The organism is Pseudomonas sp. PGPR N4 (assembly GCF_059693665.1).
In genome coordinates, this window is record NZ_JCAUKV010000007.1 from 66,881 (window position 1) to 86,896 (window position 20,016).

The window sequence follows — 20,016 nt, forward strand, 5'->3', positions numbered from 1 at the left end:
TGCTGCCCCAAAGCAGGCGCGAAGCGCAATCCAGCCGCCAGCAGTGATAACTACTGTTCGCCGAGCAAAAAGTTACCGCGTTTTGCGCTGGGGTCTGACGAGTCGAGGCTCAGTACCTCGGCTTCGTCTTTGAGGTTCACGCCCGACAGCTGGCGCCGACACGCTTCGCGCATCAGATACAACAGGCGATGCGCGGCCATGCCGTAGCTCAACCCCTCTAAACGCACGTTGGAGATGCAGTTGCGATAAGCATCGGTCAGGCCGACCTTGGGCGCGAAGGTGAAGTACAGGCCCAGGCTGTCGGGCGAGCTCAGCCCCGGTCGTTCGCCGATCAGCATGACCGTCATGCGTGCACCGAGCAGCTGGCCGACCTCGTCGGCGACCGCGACGCGGCCTTGTTCGACCAGCACCACCGGTGCGCTGCTCCAGCCATCGGCTGCGGCCTGCTCTTCAAAGCGGCTGAGAAACGGCAGGGTATGCCGATGCACCGCCAGCGCAGAAAGGCCATCGGCCACGACGATAGCCAGATCGACCCCGCCGGGGTTGGCCTTTACGTGCTCGCGCAGTTGTTCGACCGAGGCTTCATTCAACCGTCGACCCAGGTCAGGGCGCTGCAGGTACTGGTCGCGATCACTGGCGGCGCTGTGCAGCAGCAGGCTTTCGCGGCCGCGGTCGCTGAGCTGACTGCGCAGCCCGGCGTGGTCGAACGGCAGGTGCACGGCATCGCGGGCCTGGGCGTGGGCGAACTGGAAATCCAGCTGGGCGCTGGTCGGCAGGCTGATGCCGCTGCGGCCTAGGGCGATGCGCGCCGGAGTCAGGCTGCGCAGGGCCAGCCAGGGGTTGTCGGTGGTTGGTGTGTGCTGATCCATGATCATCCCTATGCGAGCTGCGCCAAGGCCTGGCGGAAAGCGGGCGGCAGGTTGTCGCCAAAGCGAATGCGGCCATCGGCCTGGGTGAAGATGCCGGTGCGCTCCAGCCAGGCTTCGAATTCCGGCCCGGGCTTGAGGCCAAGGGTCTGGCGCGCGTAGAGGGCATCGTGGAACGAGGTGGTCTGGTAGTTGAGCATGATGTCGTCGGAACCGGGGATGCCCATGATGAAGTTGATCCCGGCGACCCCCAGCAGGGTCAACAGGGTGTCCATGTCGTCCTGATCGGCTTCGGCGTGGTTGGTGTAGCAGATGTCGCAACCCATCGGCACACCGAGCAGCTTGCCGCAGAAGTGGTCTTCGAGGCCGGCACGGATGATCTGCTTGCCGTTGTACAAGTACTCCGGGCCGATGAAACCGACCACGGTATTGACCAGAAACGGCTTGAAGTGGCGCGCCACGGCGTAGGCGCGGGTTTCGCAGGTTTGCTGGTCGACGCCATGGTGGGCGTTGGCCGACAGTGCGCTGCCCTGGCCGGTCTCGAAATACATCAGGTTCTGCCCGACGGTGCCACGCTTGAGCGACAGGCCCGCGTCATAGCCTTCCTGCAAGACATTGAGGTTGATGCCAAAGCTGGCGTTGGCCGTTTCGCTGCCCGCGATCGACTGGAACACCAGGTCCAGCGGCACGCCGCGGTTGATCGCCTCGATCGAGGTGGTGACGTGGGTCAGCACGCAGGCCTGGGTCGGGATCTGGTAGCGCTGGATGATCGCATCGAGCATTTCCAGCATGGCGCAGATCGACGAAATGCTGTCGGTGGCCGGGTTGATGCCGATCATCGCATCGCCGTTGCCGTACAGCAGGCCGTCGAGAATGCTCGCGGCGATCCCGGCTGGCTCATCGGTCGGATGGTTGGGCTGCAGGCGGGTCGACAGGCGTCCGCGCAAACCCATGGTGCCGCGAAACTGAGTGACTACGCGGATCTTCTGCGCGACCAGGATCAAGTCCTGTACCCGCATGATCTTCGACACCGCCGCGGCCATTTCCGGGGTCAGGCCAGGGGCGAGGGCGCGCAGGCTGTCTTCATCGGCCTGCTCGCCGAGCAGCCAGTCGCGCAAGCCGCCAACGGTCAGGTGGCTTACCGGGGCGAAGGCCTCAGCGTCGTGGCTGTCGATGATCAGTCGGGTAACTTCGTCCTCTTCGTAGGGGATCAGCGCTTCGCTTAAAAAGTGCGTGAGAGGGATATTGGCCAGGGCCATCTGCGCGGCGACGCGTTCGCCGTCATTTTCGGCGGCGACTCCGGCGAGGAAGTCACCGGAGCGGGCCGGGCTGGCCTTGGCCATGACTTCCTTGAGGCTGTCGAAGCGGTAGACCAGATGGCCTACCGTGTGTACGAAACTTGCCATACAGACTCTCCAGAGCGCCGCAGGCAGGGCCTGCGGCGCATAGCGGCAATCAGTGCAAGGCCTCTTCGGCCTTCTGGATCGCAGCGAACTCTTCTTCCGGTGTGCCCGCTACCAGGTGGTGACGGCTGTAGAACGCAAAGTAGGCAATCAATACTGCATAGATCACCGCAGCGCCAATTACCACTCGCGGATCGACCAGGAACCCGGCAATCACCGCCACGCAGGCCAGCACCAGCGCCACGCCCGAGGTGAAGATGCCGCCCGGGGTGCGGTACGGGCGGTCCATTTTCGGCCGGCGGATACGCAGGGTGATGTGCGCCGCCATCATCAATACATACGACAGCGTCGCGCCGAAAACCGCGACCAGAATCAGCAAATCACCTTGACCGGTCAGCGACAGCGCGAAGCCGATGATGCCCGGGATGATCAGCGCCAGCACCGGCGCCTTGCTCTTGTTGGTCTGCGACAACTTGCGCGGCAGGTAGCCGGCGCGCGACAGGGCGAAGATCTGCCGGGAGTAGGCATAGATGATCGAGAAGAAGCTGGCGATCAAACCGGCCAGGCCGACCAGGTTGACGAAGCCGCCCATCCAGGTCGAACCGCCGTAGGCTTTCGACAGGGCTTCAACCAACGGGTTACCCGAGGCTTTCAGGGCTTCCGAGCCGGCACCGCCCGGGCCGATCACCAGAATCAGCAGGGCAAACGCCAGCAGCACTAGCATCGCGCCGATCAGGCCACGCGGCAGGTCACGTTTCGGGTTCTTGGTTTCTTCGGCAGCCAGCGGCACGCCTTCGACCGCGAGGAAGAACCAGATCGCATAGGGGATTGCTGCCCACACACCGAGGTAGCCAAACGGCAGGAAACTGCTGGCGCCGGCGGCGTTGGTTGGAGCGATGTCAAACAGGTTGGCCGCATCAAAATGGGGCACCATGCCGAGCAGGAACACCACCAGGGCAATCGCTGCCACCGCGGTGATGATGAACATCAGCTTCAATGCCTCGCCGACCCCAAAGATGTGGATGCCGATGAAGATGATGTAGAAGGCCAGGTAGATCATCCAGCCGCCAATGCCGAACAGCGACTCGCAGTAGGCGCCGATAAACACCGCAATCGCCGCGGGGGCAATGGCGTACTCGATCAGGATCGCGGTGCCGGTGAGAAAACCGCCCCACGGTCCGAACGCACTGCGGGCAAAGCCGTAGCCACCGCCGGCGGTAGGGATCATCGAAGACAGTTCGGCGAGCGAGAAGCACATGCACAGGTACATCGTCGCCATCAGCAAGGTGGCGAGGAACATGCCGCCCCAGCCGCCTTGGGCCAGGCCGAAGTTCCAGCCGGCGTAGTCACCGGAGATCACATAGGCGACCCCGAGACCGACCAGCAGGACCCAGCCGGCGGCGCCTTTTTTCAGTTCGCGTTGCTGGAAATAGTCGGAGCCGACCTTTTCGAAATCGACGGAAGAAGTAGCCGGCGTACCGGCGGGATGATCGCTTGGCATTGGATTCACCAGTTATTTTTTTTGGGGGCCGAAGGGAGTGCGGCCACTTGGTGATTTGTCTTGCATGAAGCGCGCCAGAGCGGTTGCTGCTCTGGGGGTGTGGTGTGTCATCGCCATTTTGCGGCCCTTCGCGGGCAAGCCCGCTCCCACAGTCGCCTGTAGGAGCGGCCTTGTGTCGCGAAAGGGCTGCAAAGCAGCCCCCGGGCGTATTTAGAAGAAGCCCAGCGGATTGATGTCGTAGCTCACCAGCAGGTTCTTGGTCTGCTGATAATGATCGAGCATCATCTTGTGCGTTTCGCGGCCAACCCCGGACTTTTTGTAGCCACCAAACGCGGCGTGCGCCGGGTACAGGTGATAGCAGTTGGTCCATACCCGGCCGGCTTTGATGCCACGGCCCATGCGGTAGGCGCGGTTGATGTCGCGGGTCCAGACCCCGGCGCCGAGGCCGAACTCGGTGTCGTTGGCAATCGCCAGTGCTTCAGCTTCGTCCTTGAAGGTGGTGACGCTGACCACCGGGCCGAAGATTTCTTCCTGGAACACGCGCATCTTGTTGTTGCCCTTGAGCAGGGTCGGCTGGATGTAATAGCCGGTGGCCAGGGCGCCTTCTAGTTTTTCCACCTTGCCGCCGCTGAGTAGCTCGGCGCCTTCGGCCTGGGCGATGTCCAGGTAGGAGAGAATCTTCTCGAACTGCTGCTGCGAGGCCTGAGCGCCGATCATGGTCTCGGTGTCCAGCGGGTCGCCACGCTTGATCTGCTTGACCTTGTTCAGCACCGCTTCCATGAACTGCGGATAGATCGATTCCTGGACCAGCGCCCGCGATGGGCAGGTGCACACTTCGCCCTGGTTGAAGAATGCCAGCACCATGCCCTCGGCGGCCTTGTCGATAAAGCTCGGCTCGGCCTGCATGACGTCTTCGAAGTAGATGTTCGGCGACTTGCCGCCCAGTTCGACGGTGGACGGGATGATGTTCTCGGCAGCGCATTTCATGATGTGCGAACCGACTGGGGTCGAGCCGGTGAAGGCGATCTTGGCAATGCGCTTGCTGGTCGCCAGCGCTTCGCCAGCCTCACGGCCATAGCCCTGCACCACGTTGAGCACGCCAGGTGGCAGCAGGTCGCCGATCAGTTCGACCAGCACGGTGATGCCCAGCGGGGTTTGCTCGGCGGGCTTGAGCACCACGCAGTTGCCGGCAGCCAGGGCCGGGGCGAGCTTCCACGCGGCCATCAGGATCGGGAAGTTCCACGGGATGATCTGGCCGACCACGCCCAGCGGTTCGTGGATGTGATAGGCCACGGTGTTTTCATTGATTTCGGCAGCGCCGCCTTCCTGGGCACGGATGCAGCCCGCGAAGTAGCGGAAGTGGTCGACCGCCAGCGGGATGTCGGCGTTGAGGGTTTCGCGGATCGGCTTGCCGTTGTCCCAGGTTTCGGTGATGGCCAGCAGCTCGAGGTTCTGCTCGATACGGTCGGCAATCTTCAGCAGTACGTTGGAGCGATCCTGTACCGAAGTGCGGCCCCAGGCATCGGCAGCAGCGTGGGCGGCGTCCAGCGCCTTGTCGATGTCTTCGGCAGTCGAGCGCGGGAATTCAGCGATCAGCTTGCCGTTGACCGGCGAGGTGTTTTCGAAATATTGACCTTTGACCGGAGCTACGAACTCGCCACCGATGAAGTTGCCGTACTGACGCTTGAAGTTGACCTTGGCGCCGTCGGTACCGGGATGTGCGTAACGCATGGTGTCTCTCCTGGTTAGTTATGTTTGTTAGGGAGTTATCAAGCGTAGCGCAAAGGTCGGGCCAGCGCCTGCCAGGCCTTGTAGATCAAGGGCTTGGCCCAGTGCTGCGTGCGTCATGGCCAGGCGTTGTGCCAGGGCTGGCACGCGCTGGGTGACACTTTGTACCGTCGGCGGTACAGCCTGTGTCGGCCACGTCAGCGCACCATTGCAAAGGCTTCCCGGGTGGAGGATGCTGGCCACAGACTGTATCTGCGGAGTCCAACAACAAATGCAGAACACCACGTTCAGCCAGCATGCCCAGCAGGTCCTGACCACCGCCCGCGGTGAAGGCAACGGCCCGGCCAGCGACCCTTCCATTGCCCGCTCGTGGCTGCGTTGCCTGGAGGACTACCACCTTGATCCTGCGCGCAGCCAGGCGCCGGTGGTGCTTGAGCATGGGCGCCTGCTGGAGACCCGCGAGCGCCTGCGCCAGGTGCTGCACATTGCCGACGGCGAGATGAACAGCCTGCACCAGCAGCTCTCTGGCGCCGGCCATGCGGTGCTGCTCACCGATGCCCACGGGGTGATCCTCAACTGTGTCACGGCGCCCACCGAGCGGCGTATCTTCGAGCGCGCCGGGCTGTGGCTGGGGGCGGACTGGAGCGAAGCCAGCGAGGGCACCAACGGCATCGGCACCTGCCTGGTCGAGCGCCAGGCGCTGACCATTCATCAGAATGAACACTTTCGTGGCCGCCACACCGGCCTGACCTGCTCGGCGAGCCCGGTATTCGACCCGCACGGCGAACTGCTGGCGGTGCTCGACGTGTCCTCGGCGCGGGCCGACGTGTCGCGTCAGAGCCAGTTCCACACCATGGCGCTGGTCAACCTGTCGGCGAAGATGATCGAGAGTTGCTACTTCCTGCGCCACTACCAGCACCAATGGCTGCTGCGTTTTCACCTGCAGGCAGAGTCGGTCGGGCTGTTCAGTGAAGGCTTGCTTGCCTTTGATGGCGATGGCCGGATCAGCGCGGCCAACCAGAGCGCGCTGAACCTGCTGGGCAGCATTCGCAGTGGCGTGCTGGGCAAACCGATCGATATGTTCTTTGCCTGCAACCTCGACGAGTTGCTCGGCCGCGCGACGCCGCAGGGCAGTACCGCCTGGCCCCTGCACACCCGCGATGGCCGTCAGGTCTATGCCAGCCTGCGCGGGCAGGCACCGGTAGCGGCCTGGGCCGTGCCCGCCGCGCAGCCCTTGCCGGTGGTGGCGCCAGCAGCGCAGATCTGCCTGCTCGACCCGGCCCTGCAAACCGACTTTGGCCGCGCCCTGCGCGTGTTCGAGCGCGATGTGCCATTGCTGCTGCGTGGTGAAACCGGCTGCGGCAAGGAGGCCTTTGCCCAGGCGGTGCACCAGGCCAGCCAGCGCCGGCACAAGCCGTTTGTGGCGATCAACTGCGCGTCGATCCCGGAGAGCCTGATCGAGAGCGAGCTGTTCGGTTATCGCGGCGGCAGCTTTACCGGCGCGCGCAAGGAAGGCATGCGCGGCAAGCTGCTCCAGGCGGATGGCGGCACCTTGCTGCTGGACGAGATCGGTGACATGCCGCTGGCCTTGCAGACGCGCCTGCTGCGCGTGCTGGAAGAACGCCAGGTAGTGCCCATCGGCGGCGAGGCGCAGGCCGTTGATGTGCGCATCATCAGCGCCACCCACCGCGATCTGCTCGAGCGGGTCGAGCAGGGCAGTTTTCGCGAAGACCTCTACTACCGCCTCAACGGCCTCGAAGTGCCCTTGCCAGCAGTACGCGAGCGTAGCGACAAGGGCCAGTTGCTCGACTTCATCCTGGCGCAGGAGGCCGATGGCCAGCCGCTCGAGCTGGCGCCGGCGGCCCGCGAGGCGCTGCTGGCCTTCGCCTGGCCCGGTAACGTGCGCCAGCTGCGCAACGTGCTGCGTACGCTGGTGGCGCTGTGTGACGATCGGCGCATCGGTCTGGCTGACCTGCCGGCGATCATCACCCGCACCGCTCCGGCAACGGCTAATGCCAGCGTGGCCGCGCCGTTGGCCGATGCCGAGCGCGAAGCGCTGCTGGCCACCCTTGAACAACTGCGCTGGCACCTGACCCATGTCGCCAGCCACCTGGGCATCAGCCGCAACACCCTGTACCGCAAACTGCGCAAACACGGCATCACCCGAGTCAGTTGAAGCTGAATCAGCGGGTGCGAATTGGCGCGCCCTGGGCTACCCTGCCTCGACGTTTTGCGAGGTCGATCATGCACATTCATATTCTCGGTATTTGCGGTACTTTCATGGGCTCCCTGGCCGTGCTGGCGAAAGAGCTCGGCCATCGGGTCACCGGCTCCGATGCCAATGTCTATCCGCCGATGAGCACCCAGCTCGAAGCCCAGGGCATCGAGCTGATCCAGGGCTATGACCCGGCGCAGCTGGAGCCAGCCCCTGATCTGGTGGTGATCGGCAACGCCATGTCGCGTGGCAACCCGGCAGTCGAATATGTGCTGAACAAAGGCCTGCCGTATGTTTCCGGCCCGCAGTGGCTGGCCGACCATGTGCTGCAAGGCCGCTGGGTCCTGGCTGTCGCCGGCACCCATGGCAAGACCACCACCAGCAGCATGCTCGCCTGGGTGCTGGAGCATGCGGGCATGAGCCCGGGCTTCCTCATTGGTGGCGTGCCGCAGAACTTCTCGGTGTCGGCGCGTCTCGGCGATACGCCGTTCTTCGTGATCGAAGCCGACGAATACGACAGCGCCTTCTTCGACAAGCGCTCGAAGTTCGTCCATTACCACCCGCGTACCGCGATCCTCAACAACCTTGAGTTCGACCACGCCGATATCTTCCCCGACCTGGCCGCCATCGAGCGTCAGTTCCATCACCTGGTGCGGACCATCCCGAGTGAAGGCTTGGTCATTCATCCGACCACCGAGCAAGCCCTGGAGCGGGTGATCGGCATGGGCTGCTGGACGCCGGTGCAGACCACCGGTGCTGGCGGGCAGTGGCAGGCGCGCCTGCTCAGCGCCGACGGCTCGCAGTTTGAAGTGCTGTTCGAAGGCGTGGTGCAGGGCACCGTCAATTGGCCGATGACTGGCCAGCACAACGTTGCCAATGCCCTCGCGACGCTGGCTGCGGCGCGTCATGTCGGCGTCGTCCCGGCGATGGCCATCGACGGACTGAATGCCTTCAAGAGCGTCAAGCGGCGCATGGAGAAGGTTGCTGAAGTACAGGGCGTGACCATCTACGATGACTTCGCTCATCACCCGACCGCGATTGCCACCACCCTCGATGGCCTGCGCAAGCAGGTCGGTGAGGCGCCGGTGATCGCCGTGATCGAGCCCCGTTCCAATTCGATGAAGCTCGGTGCGCACCGCGACGGCCTGCCCGAGAGCGTCAATGATGCCGACCAGGTGATCTGGTATGCCCCGGCCAACCTCGGTTGGGATCTCGCCGCGACTGCCGCGCAGTGCAAGGTGCCGGCGATTGTCGCCGACAGCCTTGAGGCGATCATCGAGCGGGTCAAGGGCCAGGCGCGCCCCGGGACCCATGTGGTGATCATGAGCAACGGCGGCTTTGGCGGCCTGCACGGCAAGCTGGCCGAGGCCTTGAAGTGAACGGCCCGCAGCGCATTACCCTGGCCATGACCGGCGCCTCCGGCGCGCAATACGGCCTGCGCCTGCTCGATTGCCTGGTGCGGGAAGACCGCGAGGTGCATTTTCTGATCTCGAAGGCCGCCCAGCTGGTAATGGCCACCGAGACCGATGTGCAACTGCCGCCCAAGGCGCAGGCGATGCAGACCTTCCTCACCGAATACACCGGCGCTGCCGCCGGGCAGATTCGCGTGTACGGCAAGGAAGACTGGATGTCGCCGGTTGCGTCCGGCTCCGGCGCGCCTGCGGCCATGGTCGTGGTGCCGTGCTCGACCGGGAGCTTGTCGGCGATTGCCACAGGTGCCTGCAACAACCTTATCGAGCGTGCCGCCGACGTCACTTTGAAGGAGCGCCGCCAGCTGATTCTGGTCCCGCGTGAGGCGCCGTTCTCGACCATTCACCTGGAGAACATGCTCAAGCTGTCGCAGATGGGCGCGGTGATTCTGCCTGCCGCGCCTGGGTTCTACCATCAGCCGCAGACCATCGATGACCTGGTCGACTTTGTCGTAGCGCGGATTCTCAACCTGCTGAACATCCCTCAGGACATGCTGCCGCGCTGGGGCGAGCATCACTACGGAGTGGATGATTGAGGCGGGCTCTGCTGGCCTTGCTGGTCGCTACTTCGCTGGGCGGCTGCGCCACCGTGCGTACGCTGGATGCGAACAAGCCTGGGGCGCCGGTGGTATACGCCGGCACCCGTCTGGATTGGTATGTGATGAAGGGTGGCTGCTGCCCTGCGGATCGCTTTGGAGCGCAAGCCCCGGCTTATCCGGCGCTGGACCTGCCCGGCAGCGCGCTGCTCGATACCCTGTTGCTGCCGCTGTCGTTGCTGACTGCACTTGGCGTGGGCTTCAACGCATCAGGTGGGCTGTGAGATTGCCGGGGCAGCCCCCGGCAATTGCTTAGTTTTTACCCAGTTTGCGCAGTTCGTCCGACTCGATCACGCGGATACCGTCTTCTTCTTCCAGCGCCAGGCGCCACAATGCCCGGGCCAGGGTACACGCCTCGATGCCACCGTACTTGCCAGGCAGCAGCCGGGCAATCGGCGCGGCCAGGCGCTCGGCGAGGCGCGGTTCAATCCGCTCACCGAGCAACAGCGATGGCCGCACGATGGTCAGCTGCGGCCAGTCCTGCGCTTTCAGCGCCTCTTCCATTTCGCCTTTGACCCGGTTGTAGAACACCGACGACTTGGGGTCTGCGCCAATGGCGCTGACCACCAGCAGATGGCGTGCACCCATTTCCCGCGCACGTTTGCTGAAGGCCACCACCATGTCCAGATCGACAGCGCGAAACGCCGACTCCGAGCCCGCCTGCTTGATGGTAGTGCCCAGGCAGCAGAAGGCGATATCGACTCGGCCGCCCAGTTGCGGCAGAAACACCGCAGGGTCGCCGACCGGGTTTTCCAGGTGTGGATGCTCTGCCAGCGGCCGGCGCGTTGGCGCCAGCACGCGGCTGATGGTGGGTTCATTGAGCAGCCGGTCAAGCAGGTGTTCACCTGTCAGGCCAGTTGCGCCGGCGATCAGGACATGCTGAGGCGTCAAGTACATGATGTCTCTCCCTTGTTACACACAGCTTAGCGCCTGGCAGGTGGTTTTGCCTGCGGCGGTACGGCTGTCTGAGCTTCATTGCGCAAGGCTTCTTCGGCCTGCTGCTGGCGCAGCCGTTGCCAGTGTGCCAGTACTGCGGGCGGCGCCCACAGCTGCGGTTCAGAGGCCTCGAAACCTTCCCTACGTTCCCGTTCGGCAACGCTGGCGCGCGCCAGTTCAAACGCCTGTTTCAAGTCGTCGGTCTGATTCAGGGCTTCAGCGAACAGGGCGTCGCCGAAATAGGTGAAGTCGGCCTCTTCCGAACAGCCAAATGACACCCTGTCCGGGCGCGCGGCGGTCATGATCAGGGTCCGCTCATCTTTCAGTGGCGGGATATAACCGCCGGAGTAGCAGGCCGAGATCACCACCACCTTGTCGCGGTCTTTGAGCGGCGCGAGGGCGCTGGCCAGCTCATCGGCGGAGAGATCGGCCAGTTGCAGGCGCGGCTGGTCGAGCACCAGCTGGTGATCGGCGCTGCCGTGGCTGGTCAGGTAGATGAAGATCAGGTCTTCCGGGCCGCTGCGCTCGGCCAGGGTTGTGGCGGCGCGGGTGAGGTTCTGGCGGGTGGCCATTGGCCGATCGGCCAGGTGATCGCGGTGGTTGACCAGGGTGATCTGGCCGCTGGCACCAAAGCGCACCTTGAGCATGTTGCTGACATAGTCGGCTTCACGCATGAACACACTTTGCTGGCCATCACCGGCCAGCACCAGGCTGTACAGCTGGATCGGCGCCTTGGATGGCGGCACCTGGGCCAGCGCATCCTTGAGCAGCTTGCCCTGATTGAGCAGGGCCAGGTCGAGCGGGTCGGGCAGCAGCTTGCTCTGTTCGTCGCGCACACGCACGCCCTTGACCCAGTAGCCGCCCTCGATGCGGCCGTCGGCGTGGATCAGGCGGCCATGGCCCTGGTAGGCGTCGTCGATAAAACCGCCGATGTACTGGCTGCCGTCCGCCAGGTGCAGGCGGCCTTCGCCCGAGAACCGCCAGTTGCGAAAGCCGCCCTTGTAGCGGCTGCCATCGCTGCCCAGCAGCTCCCCCTGGCCGTCCAGCGAGCCATCGCTGAACTCACCGATCCAGACGTCGCCGTCGGCGTTTTCGAAGCGGCCGCGGCCTTGCAGGCGGTTGTCCTTGAATTCGCCGATGTACTGCTCGCCATCGGCGCTGTCGTAAGTGCCGCTGCCTTGCAGCTGGCCATCGACGAAGTAGCCACTGAACTGATTGCCGCTGGCATCGCTGCGCACCCCGGCGCCGTTCGGCTGGCCCTTGGCGAACAGGCCCTGGTACTGGCTGCCGTCGGTCAACTTGAGCTCGCCGGCGCCATGGTACTGGTCGTCCTTGAACTGGCCACGGTAGACCTGATCGTTCTGCTTGAGGGTGCCTTCACCGTCGCGCCGGCCATGCTTGAAGGTGCCTGAGTAGTGGCTGCCGGGCGTGGTCAGCTCGCCCAGGCCCTCGAACAGGCCGCTGGCGAACTGGCCGCGGTAGACCTCGCCGTTGCTGCCATGCCATTCGCCCTGGCCATGCCACTGGCCGTTGGCGAAGGTGCCGGCGTACCAACTGCCATTGGGGTAGTCGATGCGGCCCTCGCCCTGCAGCAGGCCATTGACCACCTGGCCGCGGTAGCGGCCACCGTCAGGCAGGCGGGCGTCTGGCGGCGACAGTGGTTCGCCGTCGCCACAGGCAGCAAGCAGAACGGTGAGGGCGAGGGGCAGCAGTACACGCATGGCGGATCTCGGCGATAGATGTGCCGAGTATGCCGCACAATGCGTGGGCTGAGACAGTGCCCAGCCAGCAATCGCAGGGCCGCGTGGCAGCCCCGTCAGTGGCTCAGACGAAACACAGGGTCAACGGCTCGGCGATATAAGCCGGCTTGTCTTCGCCTTCGATTTCCAGGGTAGCGAGGATCTTCAGCAGCCACTGGCCAGGCTTTTTCTCGGTCGCTTCCTTCAGCTCGACCTTGAGACGCACATTGCTGTCGACCTTGACTGGCTGGATGAAGCGCACGCTGTCCAGACCATAGTTGACGATCATCTTCATGCCCTCGGGCAGCACGAGGATGTCTTCCATCAGCTTGGGGATCAGCGACAGGGTCAGAAAGCCATGGGCGATGGTGCTGCCGAACGGAGTCTTGCTGGCTTGTTCCGGGTCGACGTGGATGAACTGGAAATCGCCAGTGGCTTCGGCGAACAGGTTGATGCGTTGCTGATCGATGGTCAGCCAGGCGGAACGTCCCAGTTCCTTACCAACATACTGCGAAAGCGCTGCAACAGGTACATAGGGCATCGTGACTCTCCAGGTTGTCGTGTCTGCTCAAGTGGTACGCGCGTGCAAGATCATCATGTTGGCAGCGCGCGGTCAAGCAACCATGTGCTGGCCACGCGCCCGGCCACGCGTGTTTATAATGGCCGCCATGCCCCAAGGAGAAGCTTATGCTGTTGCGTGGATTGACCTGGCTGGTGTTGTTTCAGTTGCTGGGTACGGCACTCAATCACCTGCTGGTGCCGATTCTGCCTGGGCCGATCATCGGCCTGTTGCTGCTGCTGGTATTTCTCATCGCCCGCGGCGAAGTCGGCAAACCGTTGAACGAAGCGGCCTCCAGCCTGTTGCGTTACCTGCCGTTGCTGCTGGTGCCGCCTGCCGTTGGGGTGATGGTCTATGCCAAAGACATTGCTGCTGACTTCTGGGCCATCGTCGGCGCGTTGGTGCTGTCTTGCCTGCTGACCCTGGTATTCGTCGGCGTCTTGATGCAGAAGCTGATCCAGCGCCAGAGCAAGCCGGAGGAGCACCCATGATCCTCGATTGGCAAGGCGCACTGGATGCCGTAGTGCACCATCCGCTGTTTGGCATCGGCATCACCCTGGGTGCTTACCAGTTGGTGCTGGCGGCCTTCGAGAAGACCCGTTGGATCTTTTTGCAGCCGGTGCTGGTCTCGATGGTGGTGGTGATTACTATCCTGCTGCTGTGCGGCATCGATTACAGCGAGTACCGCAAGAGCACCGAGATCATGAATATCCTGCTTGGCCCGGCCACGGTCGCGCTGGCGGTGCCGCTGTATCTGAACCTGCGGCGGATTCGCCAGTTGTTCTGGCCGACCTTTACTACGCTGGTAATCGGAGGGGTGTTCGCCACCGGTGCCTGTGTGCTGCTGGGTTGGTGGTTCGGTGCCGAGCACATGATCCTGATGACCATGGCGCCCAAGTCGGTGACCTCGCCGATTGCCATGCTGGTGGCCGAGCAGATCGGCGGCGTGGCCGCGCTGGCGGCGGTGTTCGTGTTGATCACCGGGGTGATCGGGGCGATTTTCGGCCCGGCGCTGCTCAGCCGTTGTGGTGTGCACAGCGCCGAGGCGCGGGGGATGTCGCTGGGGATTACCGCACATGCGGTAGGCACCTCGGTGGCCCTGCAGGAAAGTGACGAATGCGGCGCCTTTGCGGCGCTGGCGATGAGTTTGATGGGTGTGGCCACGGCGGTATTCCTGCCGTTGGCGGTTAGCCTGGTGGCTTGAGGATTGAACATGACGCTACCGCTGTTTCCGCTCAACACCGTGCTGTTTCCCGGGTGCATGCTCGATCTGCAGATCTTCGAGGCGCGTTACCTGGACATGATCGGCCGCTGCATGAAGCAGGGCGCTGGCTTTGGCGTGGTGTGCATCCTCGAGGGCGAGCAGGTCGGCAAGGCGCCAATGGGCGTTGCGCCGATTGGCTGCGAAGCGCTGATCCGCGACTTCGAACAGCAGGACAACGGCCTGCTGGGCATTCGCGTCGAGGGCGTGCGCCGCTTCGAGGTCGGCCAGACCAACGTGCAGAAAGACCAACTGCTGCTGGCCGAGGTGAACTGGCTGGCCGACAGCGCCGACAGCGCCTTGAGCGAGGAAGATGATGACCTGGTGGCGCTGCTGCTGGCCCTGGGTGAGCATCCAATGGTCGCGGCGCTGGATATGCCGCGCGCCGAGGGGCGCCAGGCGTTGGCCAACCAGTTGGCCTACCTGCTGCCGTTTATCGAAGAAGACAAGCTCGAGCTGCTGGCGATGGACTCGCCGCAGCAGCGCCTGGCCGCGATTCAATCGCTGCTCGAGCGCATGCAAGGCGAGCTGTTTGCCTGATCAGGAGCGCCTGGCCAGGCGCTCCTTCACACTCAGTACTGATAGCGCAGTAGTGCGTGGGGCAGGGCGTACAGGGCAAAAAACGCCAGCAATGCCACGCACGCCGGGAGGATCAGCCACCACACCCGCAGCGGTAGCGCCGTCAAAGGCTGGCGCCACTGCACCAGGGTCAGGCTGAGGGCGCAGATACAGCAGGCCAGCAGGGCCCCGGCAAGGATATCGGTCGGCCAGTGCGCGCCCAGGTAGACCCGCGACAGGGCGATGGACAGCGCCGGGATGCAGCCGAGCATGATCCAGGTCAGGCGCATCCGCGGCGGTTGCCCGCGGCCGGCCAGTACCGCCATCACCAGGAAGAACGCAAACGAGGCCGAACTGTGCCCGCTGGGCATGCTGTAAGTGGTTAGCGGGTCGCTGAGCACTTCTGGTCGGGCTCGGGCAAACAGCCATTTCAGCGTGCCATTGGCAATCGCGGTGCCCATCAGGGCGCTGCCGGCGAAGACCGCATGGCGCCATTGCCGGGCCAGCAACAGCAGGCCGGTCAGCAAGCCGCCGAGGAACAGTTGAGTGCGGAAGTCGCCCAAGCGGGTGACGATCACCACGATGCCGTCGAACGCCTGGCTGCGGTGCTCCTGCACCAGAGTCATCACGCCCTGATCGAACTCATGCAGGAATGGCCAGCCGAGAAACACCCCGGCCAGCGCCAGAAAACTCATCCCGGCGATCAGCCGGGTGCCGTGGCGCTGGTCGCGAATGCTGCTGCTCAGGCTCAGGCCGATCAACACGGCCAAGGTGCCGGCGATGATCCCTGCATCCAGCCAGAAGCCTTCCGGCAGCGGCAGGCGCATCGCCGCGCCGGTCGCCCAGCCAGGCAGCAGATAAGCCACCGACCAGCCGGCGCCGGCCACCAGGCTCACCGCAATGAAGCGCGGCAACGGCATGTCGAACATGCCGGCGACCATTGGCAGCATCGGCCGCAACGGCCCGATAAAGCGCCCCACCAGCAGGCTGGCGATGCCATAGCGCTGGAAGTAGGTCTCGGCGCGGCCGATCCACTCCGGGTGATGGCGGATCAGCGGCAAGCGCCGGATGTTCTGGTGGAAATACTTGCCGATGGCATAGGACATCGCATCCCCGAGCAAGCCGCCGGCAAAGCCCAGCAGCAGTGTTTCGCCCAGGGTGAATGCGCCACTGCCGGCCAGCACCGCAACGGCAAACAGCAATACCGTGCCCGGCACGATGATCCCGGCAATCGCCAGGCATTCGACACAGGCCACCACGAAGATTGCCACGCCAAGCCATTGTGGATTGGCGCTGAGCCAGCCGGTCAGGCTGTCGAGCCATTGGCCCATGGTCAGCTTCCTTGTACGAGAGTTGAGTAGTCCCGGCCTTCGACTTGGCCCCGACGCAGCGGGTTCCGTGTGCAGAAACGGGCGAATTGAGCATCGACGAAGCGGTACGGCAGGTGCTCGTCGCGGCCATGGGGAATGCCCAGGCGAGCGCACTGGATGATCTGCGGCACTGCCAGCGCACAATCCTCGACATACAGCGCCTGCGGATCGAAGCGCTGGCCGTCCCAGTGCGGCACCTTCAGGCCCAGCGCGCGGCAGAGCAGGGTCTGCCCGGCGCAAAGGCGCTCGGGTGGGCGCAACTGGCCGCTGGCATCGGGGTTGTTCAGTTGCATCCGGGCCAGGCTGTTGGCGTCCGAGAGCGCGTCGATGAACGGGTAGGCTGACTTGATCAGCACCGCATTGCCCGGGCCGTGGGCACTGAAGTTCAGCGAATCGCCGCCGCGGGCGTAGTACATATAGATGTGCCCGCCGTCGAGAAACAGCGCCTTGCGCTTTTCGGTATAGCCCAGCGAGGCGTGGCTGCCCTTGTCGGTCAGGTAATAGGCTTCGGTTTCGATGATCCGCGCAGCCAGCCACAGGTCGCCCTGACGGTGGCGAATGACTTTGCCCAGCAGCGCCTTGGCCAGGGTCTGGGCATCACGGTCGAAAAAGCTGTCTGGCAGGGCGCGGGCCGGGCAGGGTGCTGGGTCTGGCATGCTGGCTGTTCGTGATTGAATGGCGCGATCATAGCAATTAATCGCTTAATCGAGGCTGAACGCTGCTGTAGATGGCTGCCTGCCGGCGTAAACCACTGGCGCCCAGCAACCACGGGGCCTTCAGACCTCGCACGTAGCATTTTGGTTAAGCCAGGTTACATCTTTCCTGTCCATTAACCGCGTCATCTTCTACCATCCGCCTCCCGCCGCTGGGCGTACTGGTGCCCGCCAGTTATAATCAGCCGATTTCCCCTTTCGCCAAGACACCGAGCCCATGACTGAGTCCGTTCTTGACTACATGACCCGCCTGGGTCGCGCTGCCCGCCAGGCCTCGCGCGTGATCGCCCGCGCCAGCACCGCACAGAAGAACCGTGCCTTGCAGGCTGCTGCCGATGCGCTGGACGCCGCCCGCGCCGAGCTCACTGCCGCCAATGAGCAGGACCTCGCCAATGGCCGCAGCAATGGTCTGGAAGCGGCGCTGCTCGATCGTTTGGCGCTGACTCCTGCTCGTATCGACGGCATGATCACCGGCCTGCGCCAGGTGGCCAGCCTGCCCGATCCAGTCGGCGCCGTGCGTGACATGAGCTACCGCCCGTCGGGCATTCAGGTCGGCAAGATGCGCGTGCCGCTGGGCGTGATCGGGATCATCTACGAGTCGCGGCCGAACGTGACCATCGATGCTGCCAGCCTGTGCCTGAAGTCGGGTAACGCGACCATTCTGCGTGGCGGCTCCGAGGCGATTCATTCCAATCGCGCGATTGCCACCTGCATCCAGCGCGGCCTGGCTGCCGCAGGTTTGCCAGCGGCAGTGGTGCAGGTTGTGGAAACTACCGACCGTGAAGCGGTCGGTGCACTGATCAGCATGCCCGAGTACGTCGACGTAATCGTCCCGCGTGGCGGCCGTGGCCTGATCGAGCGGATCAGCCGCGATGCCCGCGTACCGGTGATCAAGCACCTCGATGGCATCTGCCATGTGTACATCGACGCGCACGCCGACCTCGACAAGGGCTGGCGCGTTGCTTTCAACGCCAAGACTTACCGCTACGGTATCTGCGGCGCCATGGAGACCTTGCTGGTCGACCAGGCCATTGCTGCAGACTTCCTGCCGGAAATGGCCCGGCGCTTCCAGGAACACGGCGTCGAGCTGCGCGGCTGCGAGCGCGCCCGGGCGATCATCCAGGCAGCACCTGCCAGCGAAGACGACTGGCACACCGAATACCTCGACGCGATCCTGTCGATTCGCGTGGTCGACGGCCTCGAGCAGGCCATCGAGCACATCAATCACTACGGCTCGCACCACACCGACTCGATCATTACCGAACACCAGGGTCAGGCCCGGCGCTTCATCGCCGAGGTCGACTCGGCGTCGGTCATGCTCAACACCCCGACCTGCTTTGCCGACGGCTTCGAGTATGGCCTGGGTGCCGAGATCGGTATTTCCACCGACAAGCTGCATGCGCGTGGTCCGGTCGGCCTCGAAGGCCTGACCTGCGAAAAATACGTAGTGCTTGGCGATGGCCAGCTGCGCGGCCAGGAGCCGAGCTGAGTTGAATCAGGCCCCTGCAGTGCGGCGCGTCGGCATTTTCGGCGGTACCTTCGACCCGGTTCATATTGGCCACCTGCGCAGTGCGCTGGAAGTGACCGAGCTGATGGGCCTGGACGAGCTGCGCCTGCTCCCCAACGCCCGCCCGCCGCACCGCGACACGCCACAGGTAGACGCTCAGGCGCGCCTGGCGATGGTGCAGAGCGCGGTCAGCGGGGTCGACTGCCTGAGCGTCGATGCGCGCGAGCTGGGCCGTGACAAACCGTCGTATACCATCGACAGCCTGGAATCGATCCGGGCCGAGCTGGGCGGCGATGACCAGTTGTTTCTGGTCCTGGGCTGGGACGCGTTCTGCGGCCTGCCGGGCTGGCACCGCTGGGAAGAATTGCTCCAACATTGCCACATCCTGGTGCTGCAACGCCCGGATGCGGATGTCGAACCACCAGACGAGCTGCGCAACCTGCTGGCTGCGCGCTCGCAAAGCGATCCCACTGCCATGTCCGGCCCGGCGGGTCACATTTCGTTCGTCTGGCAGACCCCGCTTGCGGTGTCGGCCACGCAAATCCGACAGCTGCTGGCCAGCGGCAAGTCGGTACGGTTTCTGGTGCCGGATGCAGTACTGGCCTACATAGAGGCGCACGATCTATATCGTGGGTCCAACTGAGGGCGCCGTTGGGGCGCCTCATTCAAAACGAGTTGAACGAGTAACTATGAAGAAGCAAAACGACATCACTGCCGAAGAACTGGTCGAAGTGGCCAAGGAAGCGCTGGGAGAGGTCAAGGCCCTGGATATCCAGGTGATCGACGTGCGCGACAAGCACAGCCTGACCGACTACATGATCATCGCCACCGGTACCTCCAATCGCCAGATCAACGCGATGCTGGACAAGGTTCGCGAGCTGGTCAAAGCCAAGGGCGTCATGCCGCTGGGCGAAGAAGGCAAAGGCGAAAGCGATTGGGTGCTGCTCGACCTGAACGACGTCATCGTGCACATGATGACCGCCGCTGCGCGTCAGTTCTACGACCTCGAGCGCCTGTGGATGGGTGCCGAGCAGAGCCGTGCTGCCGATGGCAAGCACCACAGCTCCGAGAACGGCGCCAACGAGTACTTCGACAAGCTCAACAAGCAATAAGGAAGCGCCGTGCGTCTGCGATTGATCGCGGTCGGCTCGCGCATGCCCAAGTGGGTCGAGGAAGGCTGGCATGAATATGCCAAGCGCCTCCCTGCTGAGTTGCCGCTCGAGCTGGTGGAAATCCCGCTGAACACCCGGGGCAAGAACGCCGACGTGGCTCGCCTGATCCGTCAGGAGGGGGAGGCCATGCTGGCCAAGGTTCAGCCCGGCGAACGCATCGTCACCCTCGAAGTCCACGGCAAGCCGTGGAGCACCGAGCAGTTGGCGGTCGAGCTGGATCGCTGGCGCCTGGATGCGCGGACGGTGAATTTGATGGTGGGTGGGCCGGAAGGCCTGGCGCCTGAGGTGTGCGCGCGCAGCGAACAGCGCTGGTCGCTGTCGCCGCTGACCTTGCCGCACCCGTTGGTAAGGATACTGATCGGCGAACAGATCTACCGCGCCTGGACCGTGTTGTCCGGGCATCCCTACCACAAATGAGCCTGT

The 20,016-nt window shown here is 64.0% G+C and carries 20 protein-coding genes; 11 read left to right on the top strand and 9 right to left on the bottom strand.

Annotation, left to right across the window (positions count from 1 at the left end):
- Nucleotides 1-50: 50 nt before the first annotated feature.
- The 4 genes from eutC to exaC form a co-directional block, all read right to left on the bottom strand.
- Nucleotides 51-869 carry an ethanolamine ammonia-lyase subunit EutC gene (eutC, locus tag AC58X1_RS22290; protein WP_150570983.1) on the bottom strand — a complete coding sequence of 273 codons (819 nt, stop codon included), beginning with the start codon at nt 867-869 and terminating at the stop codon, nt 51-53.
- Nucleotides 870-877: 8 nt separating this feature from the next.
- Nucleotides 878-2,272, bottom strand: a complete 1,395-nt coding sequence (locus AC58X1_RS22295; protein ID WP_497429473.1) for an ethanolamine ammonia-lyase subunit EutB — start codon at nt 2,270-2,272, stop codon at nt 878-880.
- Between the two features lie 49 nt (nt 2,273-2,321).
- Complete coding sequence (gene eat, locus AC58X1_RS22300) at nt 2,322-3,770, bottom strand: ethanolamine permease (RefSeq protein ID WP_101322284.1); 1,449 nt, start codon at nt 3,768-3,770, stop codon at nt 2,322-2,324.
- Nucleotides 3,771-3,980: 210 nt separating this feature from the next.
- Complete coding sequence (gene exaC, locus AC58X1_RS22305; RefSeq protein WP_101322283.1) at nt 3,981-5,501, bottom strand: acetaldehyde dehydrogenase ExaC; 1,521 nt, start codon at nt 5,499-5,501, stop codon at nt 3,981-3,983.
- A gap of 268 nt (nt 5,502-5,769) precedes the next feature.
- Between exaC and AC58X1_RS22310 the strand changes: the two genes are divergently transcribed.
- From AC58X1_RS22310 to AC58X1_RS22325, 4 genes are all read left to right on the top strand, one after another.
- On the top strand, nt 5,770-7,674 hold the full coding sequence (locus AC58X1_RS22310; RefSeq protein WP_259078802.1) for a sigma-54-dependent Fis family transcriptional regulator: 1,905 nt from the start codon (nt 5,770-5,772) through the stop codon (nt 7,672-7,674).
- A gap of 68 nt (nt 7,675-7,742) precedes the next feature.
- Nucleotides 7,743-9,092, top strand: a complete 1,350-nt coding sequence (gene mpl / locus AC58X1_RS22315; protein ID WP_101322281.1) for a UDP-N-acetylmuramate:L-alanyl-gamma-D-glutamyl-meso-diaminopimelate ligase — start codon at nt 7,743-7,745, stop codon at nt 9,090-9,092.
- Nucleotides 9,089-9,718, top strand: a complete 630-nt coding sequence (gene ubiX / locus AC58X1_RS22320) for a flavin prenyltransferase UbiX (RefSeq protein WP_101322280.1) — start codon at nt 9,089-9,091, stop codon at nt 9,716-9,718. Before mpl ends, ubiX begins: the two co-directional genes overlap by 4 nt.
- A complete protein-coding gene (locus tag AC58X1_RS22325) occupies nt 9,715-10,002 on the top strand; it encodes a YceK/YidQ family lipoprotein (protein ID WP_101322279.1) in 288 nt (95 codons plus the stop codon). The genes ubiX and AC58X1_RS22325 overlap by 4 nt, the downstream gene beginning before the upstream one ends.
- A gap of 28 nt (nt 10,003-10,030) precedes the next feature.
- Here the strand turns inward: AC58X1_RS22325 and AC58X1_RS22330 are convergent, their stop codons facing one another.
- The 3 genes from AC58X1_RS22330 to AC58X1_RS22340 form a co-directional block, all read right to left on the bottom strand.
- Nucleotides 10,031-10,675 carry an oxidoreductase gene (locus AC58X1_RS22330; RefSeq protein WP_101322278.1) on the bottom strand — a complete coding sequence of 215 codons (645 nt, stop codon included), beginning with the start codon at nt 10,673-10,675 and terminating at the stop codon, nt 10,031-10,033.
- Between the two features lie 26 nt (nt 10,676-10,701).
- Nucleotides 10,702-12,435, bottom strand: coding sequence for a C13 family peptidase (locus AC58X1_RS22335; RefSeq protein ID WP_497429474.1), 1,734 nt, complete (start codon nt 12,433-12,435; stop codon nt 10,702-10,704).
- Nucleotides 12,436-12,538: 103 nt separating this feature from the next.
- Nucleotides 12,539-12,994, bottom strand: coding sequence for a MaoC family dehydratase (locus AC58X1_RS22340; RefSeq protein ID WP_101322276.1), 456 nt, complete (start codon nt 12,992-12,994; stop codon nt 12,539-12,541).
- A gap of 146 nt (nt 12,995-13,140) precedes the next feature.
- Between AC58X1_RS22340 and AC58X1_RS22345 the strand changes: the two genes are divergently transcribed.
- Genes AC58X1_RS22345 through AC58X1_RS22355 form a run of 3 tightly spaced genes read left to right on the top strand, consistent with a single transcriptional unit; the run spans nt 13,141 to nt 14,813 of the window.
- Nucleotides 13,141-13,503 carry a CidA/LrgA family protein gene (locus AC58X1_RS22345; protein WP_101322275.1) on the top strand — a complete coding sequence of 121 codons (363 nt, stop codon included), beginning with the start codon at nt 13,141-13,143 and terminating at the stop codon, nt 13,501-13,503.
- Nucleotides 13,500-14,216, top strand: a complete 717-nt coding sequence (locus AC58X1_RS22350; RefSeq protein WP_101322274.1) for an LrgB family protein — start codon at nt 13,500-13,502, stop codon at nt 14,214-14,216. Before AC58X1_RS22345 ends, AC58X1_RS22350 begins: the two co-directional genes overlap by 4 nt.
- 9 nt (nt 14,217-14,225) lie before the next feature.
- Nucleotides 14,226-14,813, top strand: a complete 588-nt coding sequence (locus tag AC58X1_RS22355; RefSeq protein WP_101322273.1) for an LON peptidase substrate-binding domain-containing protein — start codon at nt 14,226-14,228, stop codon at nt 14,811-14,813.
- Nucleotides 14,814-14,845: 32 nt separating this feature from the next.
- Here the strand turns inward: AC58X1_RS22355 and AC58X1_RS22360 are convergent, their stop codons facing one another.
- Nucleotides 14,846-16,162, bottom strand: a complete 1,317-nt coding sequence (locus AC58X1_RS22360) for a bifunctional DedA family/phosphatase PAP2 family protein (RefSeq protein WP_150570977.1) — start codon at nt 16,160-16,162, stop codon at nt 14,846-14,848.
- A 2-nt stretch (nt 16,163-16,164) separates the two neighbouring features.
- Nucleotides 16,165-16,857: a DNA-3-methyladenine glycosylase gene (locus tag AC58X1_RS22365; RefSeq protein WP_259078805.1), complete on the bottom strand. Its 693-nt coding sequence runs from the start codon at nt 16,855-16,857 to the stop codon at nt 16,165-16,167.
- Between the two features lie 274 nt (nt 16,858-17,131).
- Between AC58X1_RS22365 and AC58X1_RS22370 the strand changes: the two genes are divergently transcribed.
- The 4 genes from AC58X1_RS22370 to rlmH are packed head-to-tail and all read left to right on the top strand — an operon-like array spanning nt 17,132 to nt 20,010.
- Nucleotides 17,132-18,403 carry a glutamate-5-semialdehyde dehydrogenase gene (locus tag AC58X1_RS22370; protein ID WP_497429475.1) on the top strand — a complete coding sequence of 424 codons (1,272 nt, stop codon included), beginning with the start codon at nt 17,132-17,134 and terminating at the stop codon, nt 18,401-18,403.
- Nucleotides 18,372-19,064 carry a nicotinate-nucleotide adenylyltransferase gene (gene nadD, locus AC58X1_RS22375; RefSeq protein WP_101322269.1) on the top strand — a complete coding sequence of 231 codons (693 nt, stop codon included), beginning with the start codon at nt 18,372-18,374 and terminating at the stop codon, nt 19,062-19,064. Before AC58X1_RS22370 ends, nadD begins: the two co-directional genes overlap by 32 nt.
- Nucleotides 19,065-19,110: 46 nt before the next feature.
- Nucleotides 19,111-19,533, top strand: a complete 423-nt coding sequence (gene rsfS / locus AC58X1_RS22380) for a ribosome silencing factor (protein ID WP_101322268.1) — start codon at nt 19,111-19,113, stop codon at nt 19,531-19,533.
- A 9-nt stretch (nt 19,534-19,542) separates the two neighbouring features.
- A complete protein-coding gene (gene rlmH / locus AC58X1_RS22385) occupies nt 19,543-20,010 on the top strand; it encodes a 23S rRNA (pseudouridine(1915)-N(3))-methyltransferase RlmH (RefSeq protein WP_101322267.1) in 468 nt (155 codons plus the stop codon).
- Nucleotides 20,011-20,016 lie beyond the last annotated feature (6 nt).